Source organism: Roseateles sp. (assembly GCF_049240545.1).
Taxonomy (GTDB): domain Bacteria; phylum Pseudomonadota; class Gammaproteobacteria; order Burkholderiales; family Burkholderiaceae_C; genus Paucibacter_A.
This window is the reverse complement of the sequence record NZ_JBMLSK010000176.1, coordinates 1-21,553: the sequence shown is the minus strand read 5'-3', so window position 1 is coordinate 21,553 and position 21,553 is coordinate 1. Positions and strand designations below refer to the sequence as shown.

20 protein-coding genes are annotated in these 21,553 nt (G+C 57.2%); 9 read left to right on the top strand and 11 right to left on the bottom strand.

Annotated features, from left to right (window positions below; translation table 11 throughout):
* From ACOVRJ_RS11860 to ACOVRJ_RS11850, 3 genes are all read left to right on the top strand, one after another.
* A partial coding sequence (locus ACOVRJ_RS11860) for a tyrosine-type recombinase/integrase (protein WP_422044059.1) occupies positions 1 to 331 on the top strand: 331 nt, incomplete at its 5' end.
* A gap of 465 nt (positions 332 to 796) precedes the next feature.
* The gene (locus ACOVRJ_RS11855; RefSeq protein WP_422044058.1) at positions 797 to 2,449 is read left to right on the top strand and encodes an AAA family ATPase; all 1,653 of its coding nucleotides are present in this window, start codon (positions 797 to 799) and stop codon (positions 2,447 to 2,449) included.
* Entirely contained in the window at positions 2,446 to 3,276 is an 831-nt protein-coding gene (locus ACOVRJ_RS11850; RefSeq protein ID WP_422044057.1) for an HNH endonuclease, read from the top strand. Before ACOVRJ_RS11855 ends, ACOVRJ_RS11850 begins: the two co-directional genes overlap by 4 nt.
* Positions 3,277 to 3,335: 59 nt before the next feature.
* Here ACOVRJ_RS11850 and ACOVRJ_RS11845 read toward each other — a convergent pair whose 3' ends face one another.
* The 4 genes from ACOVRJ_RS11845 to ACOVRJ_RS11830 form a co-directional block, all read right to left on the bottom strand.
* Positions 3,336 to 3,941 carry a recombinase family protein gene (locus ACOVRJ_RS11845; protein ID WP_422044056.1) on the bottom strand — a complete coding sequence of 202 codons (606 nt, stop codon included), beginning with the start codon at positions 3,939 to 3,941 and terminating at the stop codon, positions 3,336 to 3,338.
* Between the two features lie 89 nt (positions 3,942 to 4,030).
* Positions 4,031 to 4,366 carry a hypothetical protein gene (locus tag ACOVRJ_RS11840; protein WP_422044055.1) on the bottom strand — a complete coding sequence of 112 codons (336 nt, stop codon included), beginning with the start codon at positions 4,364 to 4,366 and terminating at the stop codon, positions 4,031 to 4,033.
* A gap of 347 nt (positions 4,367 to 4,713) precedes the next feature.
* A complete protein-coding gene (locus ACOVRJ_RS11835; protein WP_422044054.1) occupies positions 4,714 to 5,562 on the bottom strand; it encodes an SIR2 family NAD-dependent protein deacylase in 849 nt (282 codons plus the stop codon).
* On the bottom strand, positions 5,559 to 6,584 hold the full coding sequence (locus tag ACOVRJ_RS11830) for a ParA family protein (RefSeq protein WP_422044053.1): 1,026 nt from the start codon (positions 6,582 to 6,584) through the stop codon (positions 5,559 to 5,561). Before ACOVRJ_RS11830 ends, ACOVRJ_RS11835 begins: the two co-directional genes overlap by 4 nt.
* A 163-nt stretch (positions 6,585 to 6,747) precedes the next feature.
* Here ACOVRJ_RS11830 and ACOVRJ_RS11825 point away from each other — a divergent pair, with 163 nt between their 5' ends.
* The gene (locus ACOVRJ_RS11825) at positions 6,748 to 7,416 is read left to right on the top strand and encodes a hypothetical protein (protein WP_422044052.1); all 669 of its coding nucleotides are present in this window, start codon (positions 6,748 to 6,750) and stop codon (positions 7,414 to 7,416) included.
* Here the strand turns inward: ACOVRJ_RS11825 and ACOVRJ_RS11820 are convergent.
* From ACOVRJ_RS11820 to ACOVRJ_RS11805, 4 genes are all read right to left on the bottom strand, one after another.
* Positions 7,413 to 8,363 (bottom strand): DNA-methyltransferase, encoded by a 951-nt coding sequence (locus ACOVRJ_RS11820; RefSeq protein ID WP_422044051.1) that lies wholly within the window; start codon positions 8,361 to 8,363, stop codon positions 7,413 to 7,415. The two genes, ACOVRJ_RS11825 and ACOVRJ_RS11820, sit on opposite strands and share 4 nt — an antisense overlap.
* A gap of 308 nt (positions 8,364 to 8,671) precedes the next feature.
* Positions 8,672 to 8,911 carry an AbrB/MazE/SpoVT family DNA-binding domain-containing protein gene (locus ACOVRJ_RS11815; RefSeq protein ID WP_422044050.1) on the bottom strand — a complete coding sequence of 80 codons (240 nt, stop codon included), beginning with the start codon at positions 8,909 to 8,911 and terminating at the stop codon, positions 8,672 to 8,674.
* Between the two features lie 64 nt (positions 8,912 to 8,975).
* Positions 8,976 to 9,317 (bottom strand): hypothetical protein, encoded by a 342-nt coding sequence (locus ACOVRJ_RS11810; RefSeq protein ID WP_422044049.1) that lies wholly within the window; start codon positions 9,315 to 9,317, stop codon positions 8,976 to 8,978.
* Between the two features lie 31 nt (positions 9,318 to 9,348).
* The gene (locus ACOVRJ_RS11805; RefSeq protein ID WP_422044048.1) at positions 9,349 to 9,861 is read right to left on the bottom strand and encodes a hypothetical protein; all 513 of its coding nucleotides are present in this window, start codon (positions 9,859 to 9,861) and stop codon (positions 9,349 to 9,351) included.
* A gap of 391 nt (positions 9,862 to 10,252) precedes the next feature.
* Here ACOVRJ_RS11805 and ACOVRJ_RS11800 point away from each other — a divergent pair, with 391 nt between their 5' ends.
* Positions 10,253 to 10,468 carry a helix-turn-helix domain-containing protein gene (locus ACOVRJ_RS11800; protein WP_422044047.1) on the top strand — a complete coding sequence of 72 codons (216 nt, stop codon included), beginning with the start codon at positions 10,253 to 10,255 and terminating at the stop codon, positions 10,466 to 10,468.
* Positions 10,469 to 11,240: 772 nt separating this feature from the next.
* On the top strand, positions 11,241 to 12,422 hold the full coding sequence (locus ACOVRJ_RS11795; RefSeq protein WP_422044046.1) for a phage/plasmid replication protein, II/X family: 1,182 nt from the start codon (positions 11,241 to 11,243) through the stop codon (positions 12,420 to 12,422).
* 35 nt (positions 12,423 to 12,457) lie between these two features.
* On the opposite strand, the gene ACOVRJ_RS11790 is transcribed toward ACOVRJ_RS11795, so the two are convergent.
* Positions 12,458 to 13,690: a hypothetical protein gene (locus ACOVRJ_RS11790; protein ID WP_422044045.1), complete on the bottom strand. Its 1,233-nt coding sequence runs from the start codon at positions 13,688 to 13,690 to the stop codon at positions 12,458 to 12,460.
* 675 nt (positions 13,691 to 14,365) lie between these two features.
* Complete coding sequence (gene hrcA, locus ACOVRJ_RS11785; protein WP_422044044.1) at positions 14,366 to 15,385, bottom strand: heat-inducible transcriptional repressor HrcA; 1,020 nt, start codon at positions 15,383 to 15,385, stop codon at positions 14,366 to 14,368.
* A gap of 80 nt (positions 15,386 to 15,465) precedes the next feature.
* Here hrcA and ACOVRJ_RS11780 point away from each other — a divergent pair, with 80 nt between their 5' ends.
* Genes ACOVRJ_RS11780 through rapZ form a run of 3 tightly spaced genes read left to right on the top strand, consistent with a single transcriptional unit; the run spans position 15,466 to position 19,042 of the window.
* The gene (locus ACOVRJ_RS11780; RefSeq protein ID WP_422044043.1) at positions 15,466 to 16,341 is read left to right on the top strand and encodes an NAD kinase; all 876 of its coding nucleotides are present in this window, start codon (positions 15,466 to 15,468) and stop codon (positions 16,339 to 16,341) included.
* On the top strand, positions 16,341 to 18,080 hold the full coding sequence (gene recN, locus ACOVRJ_RS11775; RefSeq protein WP_422044042.1) for a DNA repair protein RecN: 1,740 nt from the start codon (positions 16,341 to 16,343) through the stop codon (positions 18,078 to 18,080). Before ACOVRJ_RS11780 ends, recN begins: the two co-directional genes overlap by 1 nt.
* On the top strand, positions 18,077 to 19,042 hold the full coding sequence (gene rapZ, locus ACOVRJ_RS11770; protein ID WP_422044041.1) for an RNase adapter RapZ: 966 nt from the start codon (positions 18,077 to 18,079) through the stop codon (positions 19,040 to 19,042). Before recN ends, rapZ begins: the two co-directional genes overlap by 4 nt.
* Before the next feature lie 90 nt (positions 19,043 to 19,132).
* On the opposite strand, the gene ACOVRJ_RS11765 is transcribed toward rapZ, so the two are convergent.
* Positions 19,133 to 21,553 (bottom strand): TonB-dependent receptor (locus ACOVRJ_RS11765; RefSeq protein ID WP_422044040.1); only part of this gene is annotated, 2,421 nt, incomplete at its 5' end.

The following is a 21,553-nucleotide window of genomic DNA, read 5'->3' as shown; positions in this document are numbered from 1 at the left end:
CCTGGTCAAAATTCAATCGGCGCGGGTGGTCAAAATTCGGTCGGCGCCAACACCTCTCCAATGCATTGCGAGATTTGAGGAACTAGCCAAGGAGTTCGGCCTGCACGTCGAGCACTACGACCTGCGCGATCTGCACGTGCATGATCTACGCAGGACGCTTGGCTCGTGGCTGGCTTCAGGCGGAACCAGCCTTCCAATCATTGGTAAGGCGCTGAACCATAAGAGCCCGCAGGCGACGCAGGTCTATGCTCGACTCAGCCTCGGTCCGGTTAGGGATGCAATCGAATCGGCAACAAGCGCAATGCTTCAAGCTGGTCTATCACCCAAGTAGGTACTGAGCTTCCTCACCTCATGGCCCCACTTGGGGGCCGCAGCCCGCCCTGTCAACAGCTCATTCGTGCGATTTGCATTTCCAATATGGGGCAGTTGGGGGCAGGTCGACCAAGTCGAAGAGAAATTTCGATCGAGGCAGTGCACAGAACTGCTCGACAAACATGGAGGCCCGATCAAGATGGTCAACGTTGGAAAGAAGAACTCTGGGCGGCTACTCCTCGGCAGGGAGTACAACGAATTCCCCGCAAAGACCTAACGGTGATTAATAGCGTGATTGAGCCCAAAGCTCAAGTTACGCAAACCTTGAATCGGGGGCGCTGCCGGACCCCAAATCAGGCGGGCCGGCAATAATGGCCGAAATCGCTGTTCTTGCATGGATCAGCAAGACTAGGCGGGTCAATGGTGCGGCAGTAGCAGGCACTCGTTCTCACCTCGCCGCCAACAAACCCAGCGCCGATGCCTCATGCCAACTGATACAGATGCCCAGCTCTCAGTTCTTCTACTTCGACAAAAGCAACTTGCTGACTCACTAACGGCGGATGTCATCGTCGTTCCAACTCAGGATAGCTGGAACGACTTTGGTCACAGGATTCGAGCTGAAGTTGGGCTTCTAGGTAGCGACGGTAAGCGCGAGTGGATCGCAGCATTCGTCGCGCTCAAAGACGAAAAGGATCTTCCCGACTACGTAAAGAAGAACCTGAGCAATGCACCAGAGGGCGTACCCATTGCCAGTCTTCAACGCCCATTCGCCTCGTTGTTGGTCGAGGCGAAAAGCTACAGCCTAGCAAGAAGAGTCTTTGGGGTCGACCGCGCCCGACAGCTTCTGTCGGCCCTCCACGATATTGCATTGCTTTCTGCTGACGATGAAGACGTCCCCGATTGGCCGGACTTCTTTACCAGCGACGTGTTTACGCATGCGATGACCCGTAACAGCGAGGGGCATTTCGCGTATCGGCAAGGCGCTCTTGTGCTAGCAGGTCGCCCCACTGGCGGGCTTGATGCTCGGATGCGTCTTCAAGTCGAGCTTTCAGGTGTCGGCCCCCATCTGAACTTCGACTTTGAATTCGACCGACAGAATGATCTTCGCGGAAGAATCGCGGTGCTCATTGGTCCGAATGGGTGCGGAAAGACGTCCACGCTTGCGCGACTGTCTGCGGGCTTCGCAATTGACAATCGAGATGGAGTCAAGTTTATCCAACGGCCGGAGGTCAACCAGGTTCTCGCTTTTGCGCATTCAAATGCTGTGAAACTCTTTCGACTCAGGCGCAATAGCGCCGGCGCAGCCAGCGTTCGAGCGTTTGCATTTGACCCAGCCAGCGCGGGGCGATCCACGAAACGCCAAAGTCAAACAAAACTCCTCATCGACATCGGGCGCGCTCACGACGACGACGGGCCATTGTTGAAGTACCTCAAAGAGGTCATGGACCAAGAGTTCCCGGATCTGTTGATGCATGTTCCGGTCATCGAATCGGTCGCTGCAGACTATGTCGACGACAAGCAACGAGGGTTCGTCCGCCTGAACTCTTGGATGAGCGGCGGTGAAGGACGCCAGCTTGAGGCCATCGCAAGTGTTGACCATAGCCGCCCACTTCTGTTTCTCGGGGCTGATGGGATACCTCGCACGCCCAGCCTTGGGCAGAAGACCTTTTTGAACTTCGCACTTATTGCGTTGGCCAATGCGGGACAAGCGTCCGTCTTCATCATTGATGAACCGGAGAACTTTCTTCACCCCAACTTGGTGTCGAGGTTTATGCGTGTTCTAAATCGGATTCTTGATGGCACGAAATCAATTGCAATCCTCGCCACGCACTCACCTTTCGTTGTTCGGGAAGTTCAAAGCGCTCAAGTCCATGTCATCCACGCGGCAGCCATTGGCGAAGGGGCCAGAGTCTCCCATCCGAGGCTCCAGACACTCGGAGCAAATGTCGCGTCCATTTCCGATGAGGTGTTCCACGACGACCTCCCTCAGCACTTGTATGAACAACTGCTCGCAAGGTCACATGCAGCAGATATGGATTTCTCCAGGGTACTCGAACGCTATGCAGGCGAGTTGAGCACCGAAGCCCTGATGTATCTTCGCCGGAGAGCCGATGGCCGCAATGGGGCTCAATCGTGAGAAAGATCGCCGAGCCGACGACTCCAGATCTGGAGGCTTTGGAAAGACTCGCCAAGTCAAGGTCTGCGAGTGCCAAGGCTGTTGCCAGCGTCAGGCCAGCACTGCCAAGCCGCTACGTCGCATACCTGCTGGCCGGAGGAGATCCATGGACTGTTGAGGCAGACCCTGCCTTTGTTCCGCACAAGGACGACTTGACTTCGCTGTACGAACGCCCGCCGGCGGCGCTGAAGCCGCACCTTGAATCGCTTAGGGTCGGGCTGACCGGTTCTTGCCCGATGTGTGGGCGCGATGCTCTTGGGACACTAGATCACTATTTACCCAAGGCTGACTACCCAGAGTTTGCTTTCTTCTCACGCAATCTTGTGCCGGCCTGTGATCGCTGTAACCGCGCAAGAGGCAATAACGTGAAAGGCCATATGGACGGGGTGCGCGCCTTGCATCCATATTTCGACCGATTCGCTTTGAGACGCGTCCTGTCGGTTGTCTTGCGCCCAGATTGGCGAGCCCCAGAAATTGCCCCGATACCCTTTGATGTCGAAGGCCATGAACGGGAAATCGTCCAATGGCAAGTTGATTTCGTTCTGCTTCCGTCCGGCTTTGAGGAGTACGCTGCGCCAATCTGGGCCAAGCTCGTCGCGAACCCCCTCACATTGCTTGGAAGTGATCCATCGCCGATCTCAATAGTCAACAAGCTTCAGTACCTAGAAGATGTTGAAGCAATAAATGGGGAGTCACCAAACGCATGGCGGTCAATCATCTATCACGGCGTTCGGCTGAATCCTGACGCTGTCCAATTCCTCGCCGAACGAGTTCAAGCTTCACTTTGATGCATGCGAGCCAACTTCTTGCATGTGCGGGCTACTACGCTACCGATTTGCACTGGTGTTTACTTGATGCGCGCGCGTATGCCAATGATCGTCGCCCTGCTGACGTTGTAGGCCTTGGCCATGCTGGTCACGGTTGCGCCGGCCTGCAACGCCTCGCGGATCGCGGCCTGCTCGCTTGGGTTGGTCTTCGATGGTCGACCCATGTGGGTACCGGCCGCGCGCGCACGGGCCTGACCGGCTTGTGTGCGTTCGATGATCAGGTCTCGCTCAAAGTCGGCCACGGCCGCCAGCATCTTGACCATTAGCGATCCAGCTGATGAGGTCAGGTCGAGGTTGCCGAGTTGCAGAACGATCAGTCGGATGCCTTCGGCTTGGAACCGCTGCACCGTCTGCTGCACGTCGATGGAATCGCGGCCGATGCGGTCCAACTTGGTCACGACCAGGGTGTCGCCCTCGTCCATGCGTTCGAGCAGCCGTTGAAATCCCGGCCGCTGCGCAGCAGGCACGGAGCCTGAGATTTGTTCCTCGATGTAGAACTTGGGCCTGATGTTGTAGCCGGCCGCTGCGATCTGCTCGCGTTGGTTCTCGGTGAGTTGTTCAACGGTGCTGACGCGCGCGTATGCGAACACACGCGATGCTCCGCTGTTGGAAAGTGGTGTCGTCATGATGATGGCGTTAGAAATCACCGCTGGCCGTGTTTCCAACAGGCCAGGGGCTGGTGCAAGAAAGCGGTCACTTGTTGACGCTGCTCGTTTCAATACTCTGATGGGAAAAGCAAGCACGTCGACGAACGATCAGCTTCGGTAATGACCCATACAACGCGCCCGCTGATCGGGTATGCGGACAAGACGCGCCCGCCGTTGCGAACAGCCTCGTCATTGGCACTTGCATCACCAATAGACACTTCACCGTACCGGCATCGGGCATGCAGGCGCAGGTACTCCATCGCGTTGATACCGTGTAGGTTGAAGAAGCTGGCAACAGCGCGTGTCGCGACGATCTGGCCGAGGGCGAAACGGGGCGGTCCAAACTTGGTAGTGGCCAAGTAGTCTGCTGCTTCGGAAGTCTTGGGGGCGGGGTCGGTGCACATGGAAGGCTCCTTGATGGTTGAGCCGCGCGGCATTGGCACCGTCCAAAACGCGAAGAGCCACGGCCGCTTGCGCAGTCGTGGCTCTATATGGGATCGGTAGCTAGCGGCGCCATTGGTGAGGCGCGGCGCTTTCAGTGTATCGAGGCCGGCCAAGCAGGTCGCGAAGTGAATTACTTTAGCTGCCGCCGCTAGAGATAAGTGCGCAACTCTTCTATGAACTTCGACACCAAACCAATGCCAGCAACGAGCAATTGGAACCTCGAGAGCAATACCTATATTGAAGTCACGAGGCAACTAAAGACGCATCGCCACGTAAATATTGCCTTACCAAAAAAAGCTGCCCTGGCTTAGCGAATTGCCCGAATCGAGTCGACTTGTGCCTGCAAATCCTTAAGATCGGTAACAAGATCCGCATGATTTGGCCCGTACTCCAGACTACGAACGTTATAGGCAGAAGCCAAATCCTTTTTCACGAAAGAGGTATGCGAACCCTCCCGCAACAGCGCGTAATGGGGTCGATTAGGATTAACTGTCGCCCTAACCTCTTCCAAAAGCAAAAGGACGTCTGGGTCATCCATTCCGCAACCTATAAAGACACAAGTATTGGTCAGCAGCAGTGCTTTGAGGATTGCATAAAACGAGGCATGCTTTTCTTTGGCGGCTTGATATTGGGCCTTGGTAAAAACCATGCGTGAAATTTCGTCAATACTGCCATGCGCCTTAATTATCAAGCGAGTATCAGATCGAATTTCATCACCCAAAGAGTCACTGTAGTATGGGATTACTTTAAATCCATCAGTTGAAGCAGTAAGGCAATGCTTCTCATAGATTTTGTCAAAATTCGTGGTAATCACTAGCCTAGAGTCAATGTCAAAAATTACTTTATGTAACTCACTAGGTTCGAAGGTTGCGTCATTGAAATTTGTATTCAGCAATGCATGGTAGTCACCAGGGTCAGCCTCGTCATTGATTGCTTGAAGAGCAAGAAGCAATCTATTCTGATCAATCAGTGCTCCAATGTCAGTCTTTGTTGGGCGATCATGAACAAGATCAACGGCCTCTTTTAAAAAGTCTCTCCATTCTTGAGGGCGTTTTCCTGCGGGATTAACAGCTGCAGCGGCCACTCCTGCACCCAGAAAAAGAATGCACCGGCGCCTTGCAATCTCGGTTATGAGCGATTTTGGCCAGTTGATCATGCCTTCTCCAAGTTCGAGAGCAGCTTTTGACTGATTTCGGACATGAGTTTCTTGAAGTCCTTCACCTGGCCGTACTGATTGCCAATAACCCCATCACTGTACTCAAGGGCATGCATCGGGGCTTTGGCTGCTTGCGCCATAGGAACTAGACTATATAGATACGGAATGTGACCGAGTTCCAAATCATTCAAGTCCAGCCCGCCCCCCACAAGATCCCTCATCGTTTCTTGAACTGTCCCAGGAATCTGCTTCATTATCTCGTCGTACGACTTAACAGGCCGAGGTCCCGCCTTAAACTGCCGACTCACATATTGCTGAACCGAGTAACCCAAGAATCGATGCTTATTCGATGTGTCACTGATTAGCTTATACCGTTCAAAGGCTTTTGGATTTTCCTGTAGCCCATCAGAAACGGAGCTCATATACTGAGCATCCCACTTATTTATCCATTCGGATATATTCTTGATTCCAAGTAGACTAAAAATATCACACCCGAACGGCGTAACGATGTAGTCACAGGAAAGAATAATCGAACGATTTAACGCCCCCAATGACGGGCCAACATCAAAAACAATCAAGTCATAGCGCTCTTGAAGACTGTCCAGCAACTGATTGCACCAGTTTGTAATTCTGTACCCACCAATATCACGCCCGCGGACAGCTGACCAAGCGTCACTTAGCTTATCCTCAATAATAGACATGCTTGGATGCCCAGGGATTAGATCAGTTCCAAATCTGTTTCTTGTGCCGAGAAGCGGCTCCGCGGGGAGTTGAATTTGCGGTTCCCCCATTTCAAACGGAGACAAGTACGAGTACAGCGTTTTTGATGTTGGATTCTCTGCCAGATAGATTTGCTCACACTCTTCTTCAGAAAGAATTGCCTGCGTTGCATTGCATTGCGGATCTGCATCAACCAACAAAACTCGCTTTCCTATTTCCATATTCATGTAGGAAACAAGATTGCAAGCCAGGGTCGTTTTTCCGACGCCACCCTTATTATTAAAGAAGGCTATTGATTTCACAGAATCTCCTTGGTGCATGTGCTATCTGCGCAGCACTAAGCTGAACGCCGATCGGGAATCTTTCATGATACGTTGCATTCATCCTGAAGATGGTGGAAGCACTGATCCGCAATCTTTACACGTTGTCCTGCCGAAGTAAGATCAAGCCTTTGGGCAAAAATCGATGAAGATTGCGGAGACAGTCGTCCTGCTGCAACGTGGGGAATTTGCTGAGTCTGCCGAGTGGAAAGCGATCCGCGACACCATCCACGAGGCAATCAAGCAAGCGGAATGGCCTGTAGGGTCCGGCTCGTTCACCATTCACCCACAAAGCGGCAAGAAGTCAGGCGAGGGTAACGGGGTCGTCCCAATCAAGCTCAAGCCTATGCAGGTGCTTAAAGACGAGGGGTGGACGCTCGAATACCCATGGGACGTAGCGACGAAGGCGGCCCCAGCCGGAAAGAAGGGAAAAGGCACCAAGCCTGGAGATATTGATGCTGCAAAGCACTTCTCTGAAGGCCTTGTAGTCGTCGAATGGGAGACAGGCAACATTAGCTCATCTCACCGCGCCATCAACAAAATGGCCTTAGGCTTGGTGGTCAAGAAGTGCATTGCTGGCGTGCTGGTCGTACCGAACATGAAGCTGGCACAGTACCTGACAGACCGCATAGGCAACATTGAGGAAATTCGCCCTTATGCTCCGCTGTGGGAGAACCTGAACATTGCAGAAGGGGTCCTGGAGCTCGTGGTTATCGAACAGGACGCGGAAAGCTCGGACTCTCCAAAGATACCGAAGGGCAAGGACGGCAGAGCGGCGGAAGGCGCGCTTACAGCCCTGCTAAATGATCTCTAACCCTCTACATAGTCAGTGTTCTTGTGGTGCGCAATTTCATCGTCCAGTAAGCGCTCCTTGATCTGCTGCGCAAAGTCCAATTCAACGCCGATCCAGTAGCGGTTTTTCTTCTCGCACACTGCAAACGTGGTGCCTGATCCGCCGAAAGGGTCGAGCACGACTTCTCCCTCTACGGTACTGATTTCAACCACTCGGTCGAGCAGCTTAGTTGAGAGTGCGTTTGCCGGCCTGTCCTTGGACTTGAATTTCCAGTGACGCACTGGCGGAATATCTGCCCATACATCGCGTAGATTCACCCCAAGCGGGTTCATTGCGTGTCGGTGGCCGCCGTAGTCCTTCACGTCTCCGCCACAGTGTCGGCATACCTCAATCGGCGTGCGGACTTTTCTAAAGGTCTTGGGCTTACCCTTGGAGAAGTAGAGCAGCGAATAGTGGCTAGGGTACAGCCTTCCTACAATGGGCATCGTTGATTTCACGTCGACAGTTATGTCATGACGAAAGGTCAATCCCTTCTCCATCAAGTACGCACCTAAGACGATATTCCAGCGCGGCAGGTTGTACAGGAATAGTGAACCACCCGGTTTCAGTACCCGGATGCACTCGTCTAACCATGCTTTGCTCCACGCGACGTACTGCTGTTCGGATAGGTTGTCTTTCGACTTCGCCCCGTACTTTTTGTCGAGATTGAACGGAGGGTCTGCGAAAACGGTATCGATTGACTCGGACAGCACTTGCGGTAGGAAAGCCAAGCAGTCGCCATCAAACAATGCCCCATGTGAAGACACGAAAAACGGCTTGGCCCCGCTGACAAGGACACCAGACGGCTGGAAGGGTGCAATTGGCACAAGTGGCTCCCGCGGCACTTCTGCCGTGGACTTGCTGGCCCGCTTCTTACGCGTCGGTGTTGATGCCTGCTCTGTTGCGGACAGGTCTAGTACTTCGGTCATTGCAAGCTCATTTGTAGATTGGCTAGATTTTAGGCATTCGGGCCGCCATGCATTTTTCGGCGCCACAAGGCCCACTAGCGCAGCTGACCTTAAGGTGGTCACCCAAGCAGTGACTGTGTTGTCCCAGCTGAACTTTGCGGATCAAGTTCAGAGCATGCTTGCTGATGCTGCCGAGCTGGCAAGCTTCAACTCTTGTCGGCATGCTAGATTGCATCAAACCAAGCAGGGTAACACCCAGGGTGTTTGTAGTGCTCATGGCTGAGTGATGGCGACTTAGGCAACTATTGAGAATGAGAAGGCAGGGCAGATCACCACTGCTCCTCTGCTACGTCATCAGTGAGCCGGGCTGATCCCGGTGTAGCCTGCATTCCGATAACGGAGAACCCCGCCGGCACGTCCCGTGCCTTCACCGGTCGAATGTGGATCTCCCCGCTGTCAGTGACACGGATGAAGAGGTAATCGCCGGCGCAAAGTCCGGTTCGCTCAAGTACATGGGCCGGCAGGCGGATTCCGTGCGAATTGCCCCATCGGCAAAGCTTGACTGGCATGATGGTTCGTGCTCCTTCGTTGATACACATTGGCTATCAACGCCAAATTGGCCTCCAAAGGCCGTTAGGCCGATCCAGACCGGGTGTCTTCTGTCTCAAGTCGGCAGTGCGAGGCAATAGCCATGAATCCGGACGCCATGTCCCCGAGTTCGGCCATCAGGTAGCCAAGACTCTCAAGACAGTCTGCAGCAATGGACCCGTCTTCGATGGATACAGCAGAGTGGGCCATGAGGTTGCCGATGGCAGCGAGACCGGCATGGATCACCCGCATGGTCATTTCCGCGTCGTCACGGATGGCGACCAGCAGATGTGGGTCTGCGGCCGTGTAGTCCACCTTACGCTCATCGGTGACTGGAAGGCATGGCAACTGGTTCAACAGGCTGCGCATTGGCCGGATCGCTTGCATTCTGGCGTGCATAGTGGGCGTCCGGCTCTGCTTACTTACTGCTGCGGGTAGGCGTAATGCCTGCGCGCTGCGTGATCTCCAAATACCAAGCAGGCTTCAGGTTCAGGTGACTCAGGTCAGTCGTGACGTGGTGCTTGGGGTCCAGCCAGTTGGCTGGATCAATCACGTAGCTGAAGGAAGGCGTCTTTTCCGATGCTCGCACATGGTGGAACACCACATGCCGGCAGGCCTCGCTGTGCTTGTCGTAGTCCACGCACAGCACAGCAACGTCGGGCAATGCATCGACTGAGGTCAAGTCTTTGTATTCGCTCACAGCGAGGTTGCTGAGGTTAAAAAGTATCTGCCTAAACAAAACGTCCGACATGAAGAACGGACCGTTGGCAGGCATCCCCAGCATCACCGCCATCTTCTTGGCATCCTCTATGGACTTGCCGCAGAGCATGGCCGCGCAGGCCAGTAGATCGTCATGGGTGCCCTTCATCTCAACGCGCTTGAAAGGGGATGCGCCAGGGGGAATCTGCGCGCCATTGGGTTTGGTTGCCATTTCATTTTTCCTAGTTAGGTTGAAAAGTGGCGATGCAATGCAGCGGCTCACCCGGCCAGTGCGGCCAGGCGAAAAACCAGTTAGGGGAGCGGGGTGAGGCTGGAGCGAAACCGCTCGACTCGACGCCTTGCTAGACGCTGCATGGCGTCGCTACGCCGGCCATGCAGATTGATTGGAGGTTGCATGGCACGGCTCGCAAATGCTAGCTGGGTTCAGCCGCAAGGCCCGCAATTAAAAAACTTCGCGCAATGGCGTGCTCTGAGCCAGCAGAGCACGCATGGAAATGGGCTCCAAGTACCCTAGAACGCGTGATTTACATATTTGTTAAACGCGCGTTTTCGTTATCCGCATAAATACATTGACCTCTGGATTAAGTGCAGAGGAACCAAAGATGACGAAGCCCAACGACCTTCCACACATGCTGAATGAGACGGGTGCAGCTGATTACCTCGGCCTGACGAACCCGAAGACCCTTGCTGTTTGGCGATGCACAAAGCGCTACGACCTGCCTTACGTGAAGTTTGGGCGCGTTGTCCGATATAGGCGCGCCGACCTAGACGCTTTCATCAATGCACACATGGTGGGAACACCAACAACAGCCAAGTAACTCGGAACGGAGGCGCCAAATGACTAACCCTAAATCGACGCGGATCAAGTCAGCAGTGAGGAACCGAGGCGCAAAGGCTCCGCACACTGAGGCCAATCAATTACCCCTGTTCGACATGCATGGCAATGCACAGTTTCAATTTGCTCTCTGGGTCAATGAGCTTGCTGACGATGCAGGACGCTTCGAGATTGAAGAAATGCGAGTGCGGCTTCTCTGCAAACCACCGTCAGCACCCAACGCTGTCGCGGCCATCATGGCAACCGTAGATGTGTTGCGCGCGCTTCACCGGTCTTGGGACCGGACAACACATCGCGGTCCCGCGTTCAGGTATCCGCCATTGACCATGTCAACGGCGACTTGCAAGACCTGCGTCGTGACTGTGCGAAGCGATGACTGCAGCGATGAGATCGCCATAACCAAGTTCGACGCGGGCACTCGAATCGAACTGCTGATTCCGCACCCTAGTGGGTGGTGGTGCAGTGGCCTGGATTGGCTTGGTCGCAATGCCTCTTGCTGTGCAGCAAACACAGATCGCCAAGTTCCATGGGCTCCACGCACATGCGGCTGCAAGGACTTGACGCTCACCGCGAAACGGCGACGAACTCTCCAGAGAGAAGCTGAGCCCAACTAGGAATAGCTGCGCCACTCAGAGTGAGGTCGACTGCAGTCACCGCCAGTTTTTCCCTGACTTTTCGCCAAACGCTATACGAGCCGACATTTGTTCGCAATTTGATAAGTCGAACAGTTGCAGGACAACTTTGCCCTTGAAATCATGTTCCAGAACACTCTTCACCGCATCGCAGTTCAGGCTGCTCATATTGACCGGATCGACGTTGGAGGATCGCTGACACACATTCCTGTCGGAACCCGCTTCTACGCCATGTACCAAGATATGCCTGTCGCTGTTGGTGCCAGCGCGTTCAAGCCCCAGCGAAAGAAGAACCCTGAAGACGTCTTTGTGCGATCCCGCCACATTGAAGGCCGCGAAGAACTCGCCACATGGTTGGAGTTCAACTGTTGCCCGCCGCAGATTCTTCAAGGCCACAACGTATGGGGACACGGCAACTTGCAAGACTACGTGACTGCCATCTTCGAGCGTCAGGTCGACAAGTTCGGCTTTCAGCCGACGGACGCTGAGCGCAGACACTGGCATGGAGGCAATGTGGAACTGAACCACATCCACCTGACTGCAAACATATTTGTTCCCGAGAGCGCAAAGACTGCATTGGTCGACGCTGTGGACCAGAACAACCTGAAAGGCAAACGCCGCGACCATGAGACTTCAATTGGTCTAGGCTACAACGGCGACCGTCGCTCAGAATACAGGGCGGCCAGCATGTACGACAAAGCCCCAGAACTTCTGTTGAAGTGGAAGGTGCCAGGCCCGTATCAGGACAAAATCGTCAACTTGATGCGCGGGGCTATGCGCTTCGAGATCAAGTTATTCCGAAAGGCCTTGAAACAGCTGAATCGCAGCAAGGTCCGGGATTGGCAAGGCGTTGACGTGACCACGCTGTTCTTCGAGTGCTTGGCTAAGTTCAACTTCGCAAATTCGATTCAACCCTTGCTCACGGAAGATGAACTGCACATGCTCACAAAAAGGGAGTTGCAGGCTTACGTGCTGTGGCTTGAAGGGCACCCTTTGGCTACCTTCGCAAGCCGCACAACAGTCTGGAAGTACATCAAGGCCGTGAAGGGAAAGGTGGGCATCGACATGAGCGCTCATCGACGCCCGGAGAAGCTGCCCAAGATTGACCTCGCCGATTTGCTGGTGCCTTCAAACATCGTGCCGATCCCGACCTGGCTGCCAGAGATCGGCCGCTACTGGGCCCCGGGCATGGCAGCCAGTGAGTTCGAGGTCAAGCAAGCGCAGCGACTAGTCTGCCCAGCACCTTCGGCGCCAGCGGGGAAAACTGGGCTAGACGACGGCGAACTCGACAAACTTGCGTACTGACCGATCGGCCCATCGCGGGAACTTGGCTCTCCGCACTAATTGCGGAAAGCAGTCGCGATGATTCGACGATAGGCTTCGTCGGATCCCTCTATGTACTTCAGACTTCGGTCACGCCAGTTTGGGGGAGACGCTACTCCAGCCTCGCTCTTGATACCGTACAACGCACCATGAACAACCTCGGCAAAGGATGGCCCCACTGACTTGGCGTCAGCTGATTTCTTGGGTCTAGCTAACTTCCTCGGAGCATTAGACAGCGGCGCACCATGATCTACATCTCGAATGAAAACTCCAAGCAGCTCACGACGATCAATCCTCGGAGCTGCGGCACAAGATCCAGCGCTGCCTTTGCCAGAGTTCCGGTCTTCTTCTCGTTTCTCCTGAACGGCATCCCAAGTGCGCAGCCAAAATGGACAGAGGTCCAGTTGCTTTAGCAAGGACTTGCCCAAGCTGGCCTCTAGTCTGGCATTGCGTTTGCCGTCAGCTGCAAACTCAACTTTTGTCTTTCCAGGCAGCTTTGCGCCAGTCCTTGCGAGCGGCTGTAAGGGATCATCCGCGCGTTGAAGCGAAACTGCCTGAGCCTGCTCGAAGGCTGCCTGAATAGCGGCGCGCTGAAGCTCAAAGGGGGCATCAAGACGGAGTCGAACAAGCACTTCGTTCTGCCTCACATATGTTTTGACACTTCGAGGGCGGTCTGTCGACCGCAAAGTGCCCACTGGCGTGACGAATGATGCGGGCGCAGCAAACAGGTCAGAGATGCTGTCCGCATCCAGCACTTCATTGGGGCGCGGCAGGCCTGTCAGCCCCCACAGGTCCATCAACCATCGCCGGCGGCTCATCACGAACCAATCTTGGTCGGCATTTTCACGAGCCTCAACGTACTCCGCGAAAGTCTGGTCATTGCTGTCGGCTTTCGGGCTGCAAACATGCCCGCCCAACTGCAATTCAAAGGCGCCCGGGATCTTCCAATGCGCAGAGTTTCGATAGTCGCTGGAGAAGTGATACCCACCCTGCCTTCCGTCGAAGTGGCGATTTGGGCGTATACCGTGCGCGGCGAGGTTTAAGTGTTGGCGCCTATACCGAGGCATCCGCCGGAGCAACTCCCAGGCTAGCCTCAGGTAGTCGTCGCGCTTGAAATCCTCAATTGGCTTTAGAGGCGGGTACTCTGATGAGTTGCGCCAGTTTGCACCGGGGGCATAAAGCGCCCAGGTTGCCTGGTTATCGGCATCGTAAGCAAGCCGGTCTTCAAGAGTCGTTCCCTTAGAAGGCATTGCGGTCGGCGTCTATCGTGTATGAATGGTAGGCCGTGCTGGGCTCGAACCAGCGACCAAAGGATTCAAGTTTGCGTGAGTTTCCCCACTCCTCGGACTATTTCATCACCCACAGCCTAACTGTTGGGGTGCCGGGCGCTCGGGGGACACTTATCGGATTGGCTCCTCATGTCCTAGTCTCTGCACCTTCCCGCCTACCGGTCTTGCGACCTGCCTTCGGCGGGCTTGGCTCAAGATTGCCTTTGCTTTCGCTTTAGGTTTCCTTGAGTTCACCCGGTTTTCCAACGGAGATTACTCCCCGTGGTCACCATCAAGATGAGTCCTCTGCTCTAACCAACTGAGCTAACGGCCCATTCAAAACACACTTCTTGCTCGCCAGACATGCATCAACTTCATGCCAGGCACGCCTCAATTGCCTCCAGTAGCAAATTCGTAGCAATAACCTTATTAGACATCATTTAGTAGAAACCGCTTGTTAGTGGCTACTTCGCCATATTCACTTGCGGGCTCGATGTTGGCCACGGCCAACGCTCACCAAAATAACGTCAAATAAACTCACTGCCAGCTTGATTATGAGTCCTCTGCTCTAACCAACTGAGCTAACGGCCCCCGGAGGGTTTCTTGCGATTCCGGCCTTGCACCGGAAGCGCGCGATTGTATAGGGCTTGCGAGGCCCTACTTTTGAGACAGCGCTTGGCTGATCATTCGGGCGGTGATGTCGACGATCTGGATCATCCGGTCATAGGCCATGCGAGTGGGGCCAATCACACCCAAGGTGCCAACCAGCTGGCCATTGACTTCATAGGGTGCAGAGACAATGGAGAGCTCTTCAAAAGGCACCACCTGGCTTTCACCGCCGATGTAGATGCGCACGCCCTCTGCCCGGCTCGACACATCCAGCAAACGCATCAACTGCGTCTTTTGCTCGAACATATCGAACAAGCGCCGCAGGCTCCCCATGTCGTTGCTGAAATCCTGTACGGTGAGCAAGTTGCGCTCCCCGGAGATGACCACCCGCTCCTGCTCATCCACCATGGCTTCGGTGCCGGCTTGCACCGCGGCATTCATCAGACTGGCGATTTCCCCTCGCAAGACGTCCACCTCGGACTTGAGGCGCTCTCGTACCGCCTCCAGGCTCAGTCCTGCGTAATGGGCATTGAGCCGATTGCTGGCCTCGGCCAACTCGGCCTGAGTCAAATCCTGGGCGGTGAAGATGACACGATTTTGCACATCACCGTCGGGCGAAACCATGATGACCAGCACACGCCGATCACCGAGCCTCAAAAACTCGATGTGATGAAAGACGCTGGGCTTTCGGGGTGCCGTGACCACGCCGACAAAACTGGAGAGGTTGGACAAGAGTTGTGCCGCACTGGCGATCACTCTTTGCGGCTGATCCGGCTGCAACTGGGTTTCAATCGGCCGGGCATCTGCGCCAACCAAACCGGGCTGTGCGGTCAACATGGTGTCAACAAACAGCCGATACCCGCGTGCCGTCGGGATGCGTCCCGCACTGGTGTGCGGACTGGCAATCAAGCCCAACTCCTCGAGGTCGGCCATCACATTGCGGATGGTGGCCGGACTGAGCTCCAAGCCAGAAGCTTTGGACAGCGTGCGGGAACCAATAGGCTGGCCGTCCGCGATATAGCGTTCAACCAGGGTTTTCAGAAGGGATTTAGATCGCTCGTCGAGCATGCTTGTATTGTAAGTTCCCGCGCGGGACATGCACCGCAGCTTCAACGGACTGCCATACGCCTGTGGTGTAATTCTTCTCCATGGCCAAACGTTTCCAACATGTGGCAATTGTGGGCAAGCATCAGGCCCGCGGCATACGCCCTCTACTCGAAGAAATTGCCGAATTTGTTACGAGGCAAGGGCTTGATGTTTCTTTAGAGCGAGAAACGGCGCTCAACACCGGGATTACGAATTTCGATGCCTTGTCGAACGAGGCTCTCGGTGCGAACTGCGACCTTGCCATCGTGGTGGGAGGCGACGGCACCATGCTGGGCTTTGCCCGCGAAATGGCTCGCTTTGGCGTCCCCTTGGTCGGTATCAACCAAGGGCGTTTGGGCTTCATCACCGATATTTCGATAGAGAAGTACAGCGAGGCCTTGGCACCCATTCTGGCGGGCGACTATGAAATGGAACAACGCCCCATGCTGGAAGGCGCCGTCTGGCGCGATGGCGAGAGCATCTTTGAAGGCTTGGCGCTGAACGATGTGGTGGTGAGCCGTGGCGCCACCGCCAGCATGGTCGAATTGCGCATCGATGTGGGCGACGATTTCGTGGCCAATATGCGGGCTGACGGCGTCATCGTGGCCTCGCCGACGGGCTCTACCGCCTATTCCTTGTCGGCCGGCGGCCCCATCATGCACCCGAGCATTGCCGGCTGGGTGCTGGTGCCCATCGCTTCACACACCTTGTCGAATCGCCCCATCGTCTTGCCCGATACCGGCGAGGTCTGCATGGAAATCGTGGCCGGGCGCGACGCCAGCGTCAATTTCGATATGCAAAGCCTGGCCAGCCTGCTGCACGGCGACCGCATCACCGTGCGCCGCTCGGCCCACAAGGTCTGCTTCTTGCACCCCAAGGGCTGGAGCTACTACGCCACCCTTCGCCGCAAGCTGCGCTGGTACGAGGGAGTCAGCTGATGCTGCGGCGAATGAATCTGCGCGATTTCGTCATCGTGCCCGAGTTGGAGTTGGATTTTGGCCCCGGCTTTGCTGTCCTGACTGGCGAAACCGGCGCCGGTAAGTCGATTCTGGTCGACGCCCTGCAACTCGCCCTGGGCAGCCGCGGCGATGCCGGCGTGGTGCGCGAAGGTGCGGCACGGGCGGAAATCTCTGCCGAGTTCGATAGACCTGTGCATCTGAGCGCCTGGCTCGACGAAGCCGGCTTTGACCACGCAAGCGGCAGCCTGCTGCTGCGCCGCGTGATCGATGCGCAAGGCAAGAGCCGCGCCTGGATCAACGGCAGCCCCGCCACCATCACCCAGTTGCGCGAACTGGCCGACAGCCTGATCGACATTCATGGCCAACACGCTTGGCAAGGCCTGACCCGCCCCGCGGCGGTGCGCGCCCTGTTGGACAGTTATGCCGGCCTGCAAACTCAGGCGCTGAGCCTGGCATACGGGGACTGGAAAGAAGCCGGTGAGCGGCTCGCTGCGGCCGAAAGCCGCCAAGCCGAACTCTTGCGCGAACGCGAACGCCTCGCTTGGCAGATTGGCGAAGTCGCGCGCCTGAGCCCCGGTCAAGACGAATGGGAAGAGCTCAATGCCGAGCATCAGCGCGTCTCCAATGCCCAGTCTTTGCTTGATGCCGTGCAAAGCGCTTTGCAGGCGCTGAACGAGGCCGAGCCAAGCGCTGAATCTCAAACAGACAGTGCCCTCACCCAGCTGGAAAAAGTCCTTGACTATGACGCCCGCTTGAGCCCGGCGGTTGAGGCACTGCGCGGCGCACAGACGCAGATTCAAGATGCTGCGCACGCGCTCAGCACCTATTTGCATGGCACCGAACTGGAACCGGCCCGACTGCAAGAGCTGGACGAGCGCATGTCCGCATGGCTGGGCCTCGCGCGCCGCTACCGCCGCCCGCCAGCCGAACTGCCCGCACTGTTGGCGCAATGGCAAGCCGAGCTGCAACAGTTAGACGCCGCCAGCGATTTGGACGGATTGAACAAGGCTTTGAGCACGGCCCGCATCGCCTTCGACAAAGAAGCCAAGCGCATCAGTGCGGCGCGAGCCGCAGCTGCGCCCAAGCTGGCGGCTGCAGTCACCCAGGCCATGCAACAACTAGGCATGGCGGGCGGCCAGTTCGAGATTGCCCTGCAAGCTCAAGAGCAACCACAGAGCTTCGGCCTGGAAACGGCTGAATTCTTGGTGGCGGGGCACGCCGGCAGCACACCGCGCCCCCTGGCCAAGGTGGCCTCGGGTGGCGAGTTGTCGCGCATCGCCTTGGCCATTGCGGTCACCACCTGCCAGCAAGCCCAAGCCGGTGAAGCCAGCAGCGTGGGCACCTTGATCTTTGATGAGATTGACTCCGGCGTGGGCGGTGCCGTGGCGGAAACCGTGGGCCGCTTGATGAAGCAGTTAGGCCGCGAACGGCAGGTTCTGGCTGTCACTCACCTGCCCCAAGTCGCGGCCTGCGCCGACCATCATTTGCTGGTCGCCAAGGCAGCCCGCGACGGCCAAACCTTCAGCGATGTTCAGCCCGTCCAAGGCGAAGCCCGCGTGGCTGAAATCGCGCGCATGTTGGGCGGCGAACGCCTCTCGTCGACCAGTCTGGCGCACGCGCAGGAAATGCTCGACCTCTCCTCTTCCTCCTCTTCTTCTCCCCCGAACTCATCCACATCCTCGGGCGCCAATGCCCGGGCGAAAAAGGCCAAATCATGACGAACGAAACGGCGGTCCAGCCGTCTCCGGCGCCGCAGAACGCAAACCCCTTGGAAGCCACAGAAAGCCGCGTGGTGCTGGTGACCGGCATGTCCGGTGGCGGCAAATCGGTGGCCATGCACGCCCTCGAAGACGCAGGCTTCTTTTGCGTGGACAACCTGCCGGCTGATTTGCTGCTGGACTTTTTGCGCCTGGAGCAGCAACGCGGCGAGCGCCGCGTTGCGATTGCAGTAGATGTGCGCAGCGCTGGTTCACTGCCGCTCTTGCTGCCGCTGATCAAGCAGTTGCGCGCCGAAGGCGTGTCGATTCGTTCGATCTTCTTGGACGCCAATACCGATGCCTTGATGCGGCGTTTTTCCGAGACGCGCCGCCCCCACCCTCTGCGCCAAGACTCCTTTGCGCAAGTGAGCGGGAGTACCGGGAGCACGGGCAGCAACGACGACGCCCACCGCGCGCTACTGGACGCCATCGCGCTGGAGCGAGAGATTCTGGCCGCCCTGCGAGTGGAGTCCACGGTGCTGGACACCAGCCAGCTGCGCCCCGCCCAGTTGCGCGCTTGGGTGCGAGACCTGGTCGTCGTCAAGGGTGATTCCTTGACGCTGGTGTTCGAGTCTTTTGCCTTCAAGCACGGCGTACCCAGCGACGCCGACTTCGTCTTCGATGTGCGGGTGCTGCCTAACCCTTATTACGACCGCGAGCTGCGCCCCCTGACCGGCCGAGACGCACCGGTGGCCGACTACCTGAAGGCCCAGCCCGAAGTGGACGTGATGCTGACGCAGATCGGCGACTTTTTGAGCCGCTGGCTGCCCTCTTTTGCCGCCGATCAGCGCAGTTATCTGACGGTGGCCATCGGCTGCACCGGCGGCCAGCATCGCTCGGTCTATCTGGTCGAAACCTTGACCGAGCGCTTCAGCCACCATGGCCAAGTCCTCAAGCGCCATCGCGAGTTGGACGCGAAGTAAACGTAGAGCCTCTCGCCATCCCAAAGGGAAAAAGGGCGTGCCGCCAATCGCGGACACGCCCTTTTTCATTCACTCAGCACTTGAGGCCGTTCAGAACTTGTACTGCGCCTTCAGGCCCAGGAAGCGACCACGCGGATCACCTTGGCTGCCGTCAAAAGTGCCGGTGGACGCATCCCAAGGCAAGCGGCTGTTGCTGAGGTTTTGCAGTGTGGCGGTGGCCACAAAGCGCGGCGAGATCTGCCAGTCCACATTCAAGTCCAGCGTGTTGATGCTCTTGACCGACTCCGCAAAGGCCTCCGAGGGGCGATAGGTCTGGGTGTAGCCGCCCACATGGTTCCAGGTCAGCGTGCTGTTCCAGTCGCCCACGGCCCAGTTCGCGCTGGCCACACTGCGCCAGGCTGGCAAGGAGCCAAACTCATTGCTGCCGGCGCCGTTGATCGGGGCCTCACCCACGCTGGGCGCGGCCTTGAATTGCAGCAGGAGGCTCAAGCCCGCCTTGAGCTTGAGCTGGCCCAATTGCCCCAGCGCAAAGCTGCGGCTAGCTTCGATGTCGAAGCCAGAGACGGTGCGCTCGCCCTGATTCTTGAACTGCCGGGTGATGGAGACGATGCGCCCTTGCTCATCGCGCACGATGCGGCCGGGCAGGTTCTTCTCGTTGTCGACGATGTACTTGGCGGTCTCGGTGTCAATCAAATCGCTTTGCTTGATATTGAAATAGTCGATACCAAAGCTGGTCTGCGCATCCGGCGAGACCACGATGCCAAAGTTCAAGTTGCGCGAACGCTCGGGCTTCAGCGAGGGGTTGGCAGAAGTCAGATTGGTCACACCTCGCGCCACGGTGGGCGAAATCGGATCGCGTGGATCCACCACCGAGCCATAGCTAACCCCGGTGCTCTGCGTGTTCTCAGGCAAAGAAGGCGCGCGGAACCCCTTCGATGCATTGCCGCGCAGCACCAGCCAGGCAGTCGGCTGGTAACGCAGGCTGGCCTTGGGCGAGAAGGCGGCGCCAAAGTCGCTGTAGTGGTCGAGGCGGCCCGCCACATTCAAGGTCAAGGTCTTCAGCAAGGGGGCGTTGAACTCCGCATAGCCCGCGCTGACGCGACGCGATCCCTGAATGATGTTGATGGCCGGGCGCAGCTCGGTGCCCGTCAGCACCGCGTCTGAGGTGCGCGAATCCATACGTTCATGGCGCAATTGCAGGCCGGCTGCGAAGCCCAGAGCCCCGGCGGGCAGTTGGAACAACTCGGTCGAGGCATTGGCGTCAAACGAGTACAGCTCGGTCTCGGCCGGACGCAGCGTGGACAGGCGCAAGGCCTCGCGCTGTGCCTCGCTGTTCTTGCTCTGGTCGGCAAAGTTGTAGCTGCCCGACTTGAGCGCCCGCTCGAACTCAAAGCGGTTGCCGAAGTTCTGCGCCGTCTCGCGCATGCGGCTGCTGGACTGCAGCAAGGAGGCATCCCAGTCCCACTCACCGGCCGTGCCGCGCACGCCGACCAACAGACGCTGGAACTGCACCGAGTCTTGCTTCATGCGCGGGCCCAGGTCGAACAAGGTCGCGGTCAAGACATTGGAGCCGCTGCTGGGGGCGTTGGGGCGATCTTTGGGCAGGGCCACCGAAATCGTGTCGAGCGACTGCGTCTTGTTGTTCCAGGCGCGCAAGCTGCTGGAGACCGACAGCGGTGCAGAGAAGATCAACTCGGCCCGAGACTTGCCGAGCAAGACCTCGGCATAGGCATCCAAGTTCTCGTTGATGCGCAAAGTGCCTCGCGCCGAGGCGTGATAGCGCTCCACGCCGGGAATCAGCGTTTTGAACTGCGCCGGGTTGTAGGCCAACACGGTGCCGGTCTTGCCGGGGCTGATGTCGCCGTAATTGACGAGCTTGAGCGGGCCTTGTTCGCCGCCCAGCTTGTTGGTCGGGTCGCTGCCCAGGTAATTGGTGGCCACCCAGGCCAGGGTGCCGCCACCTTCGCTGCGGAAGTCGCTGTCGCGCAGCCAGCTGACCTGGCTTTGGTCCAGACGGTCACGCTTGAGTGCATCAAAGCTCAGGCTCAGGTTGAACCGGTCGGCCTGCAAATCGCCAAAGCCATGACGCAACTCCAGGCTGCGCTCGCGCTGCCCCGTGCCCTCGGTAGAACTGCCCAGGCCGGCGCGCACTTCCGTGCCCTGGAAGTCCTCGTACAGCAAGATGTTGACGACACCGGCGATGGCGTCCGAACCGTAGAGCGCCGATGCGCCGTCCTTCAAGACCTCGATGCGGCGCACCGCTGCCAGCGGCAAGCTGTTCAAGTCCGAGAAGACCTCTTGCATGTTTTGCGCGGTGGCATAGGGCGCCACGCGCCGGCCGTTCACCAGCACCAAGGTGTTTTGTTGACCCAGGCCGCGCAAAGACAGGCCCGCCGTGCCGGCGGAGAAGCTGCCGGTGAACTGCTCGTTAAAGCTGTTGCCGCTGTTGGCGGCGATGGCGCGCAGCACTTCAGGCAAGCTGGTCTTGCCGCTGGCGGCAATGTCCTTGGC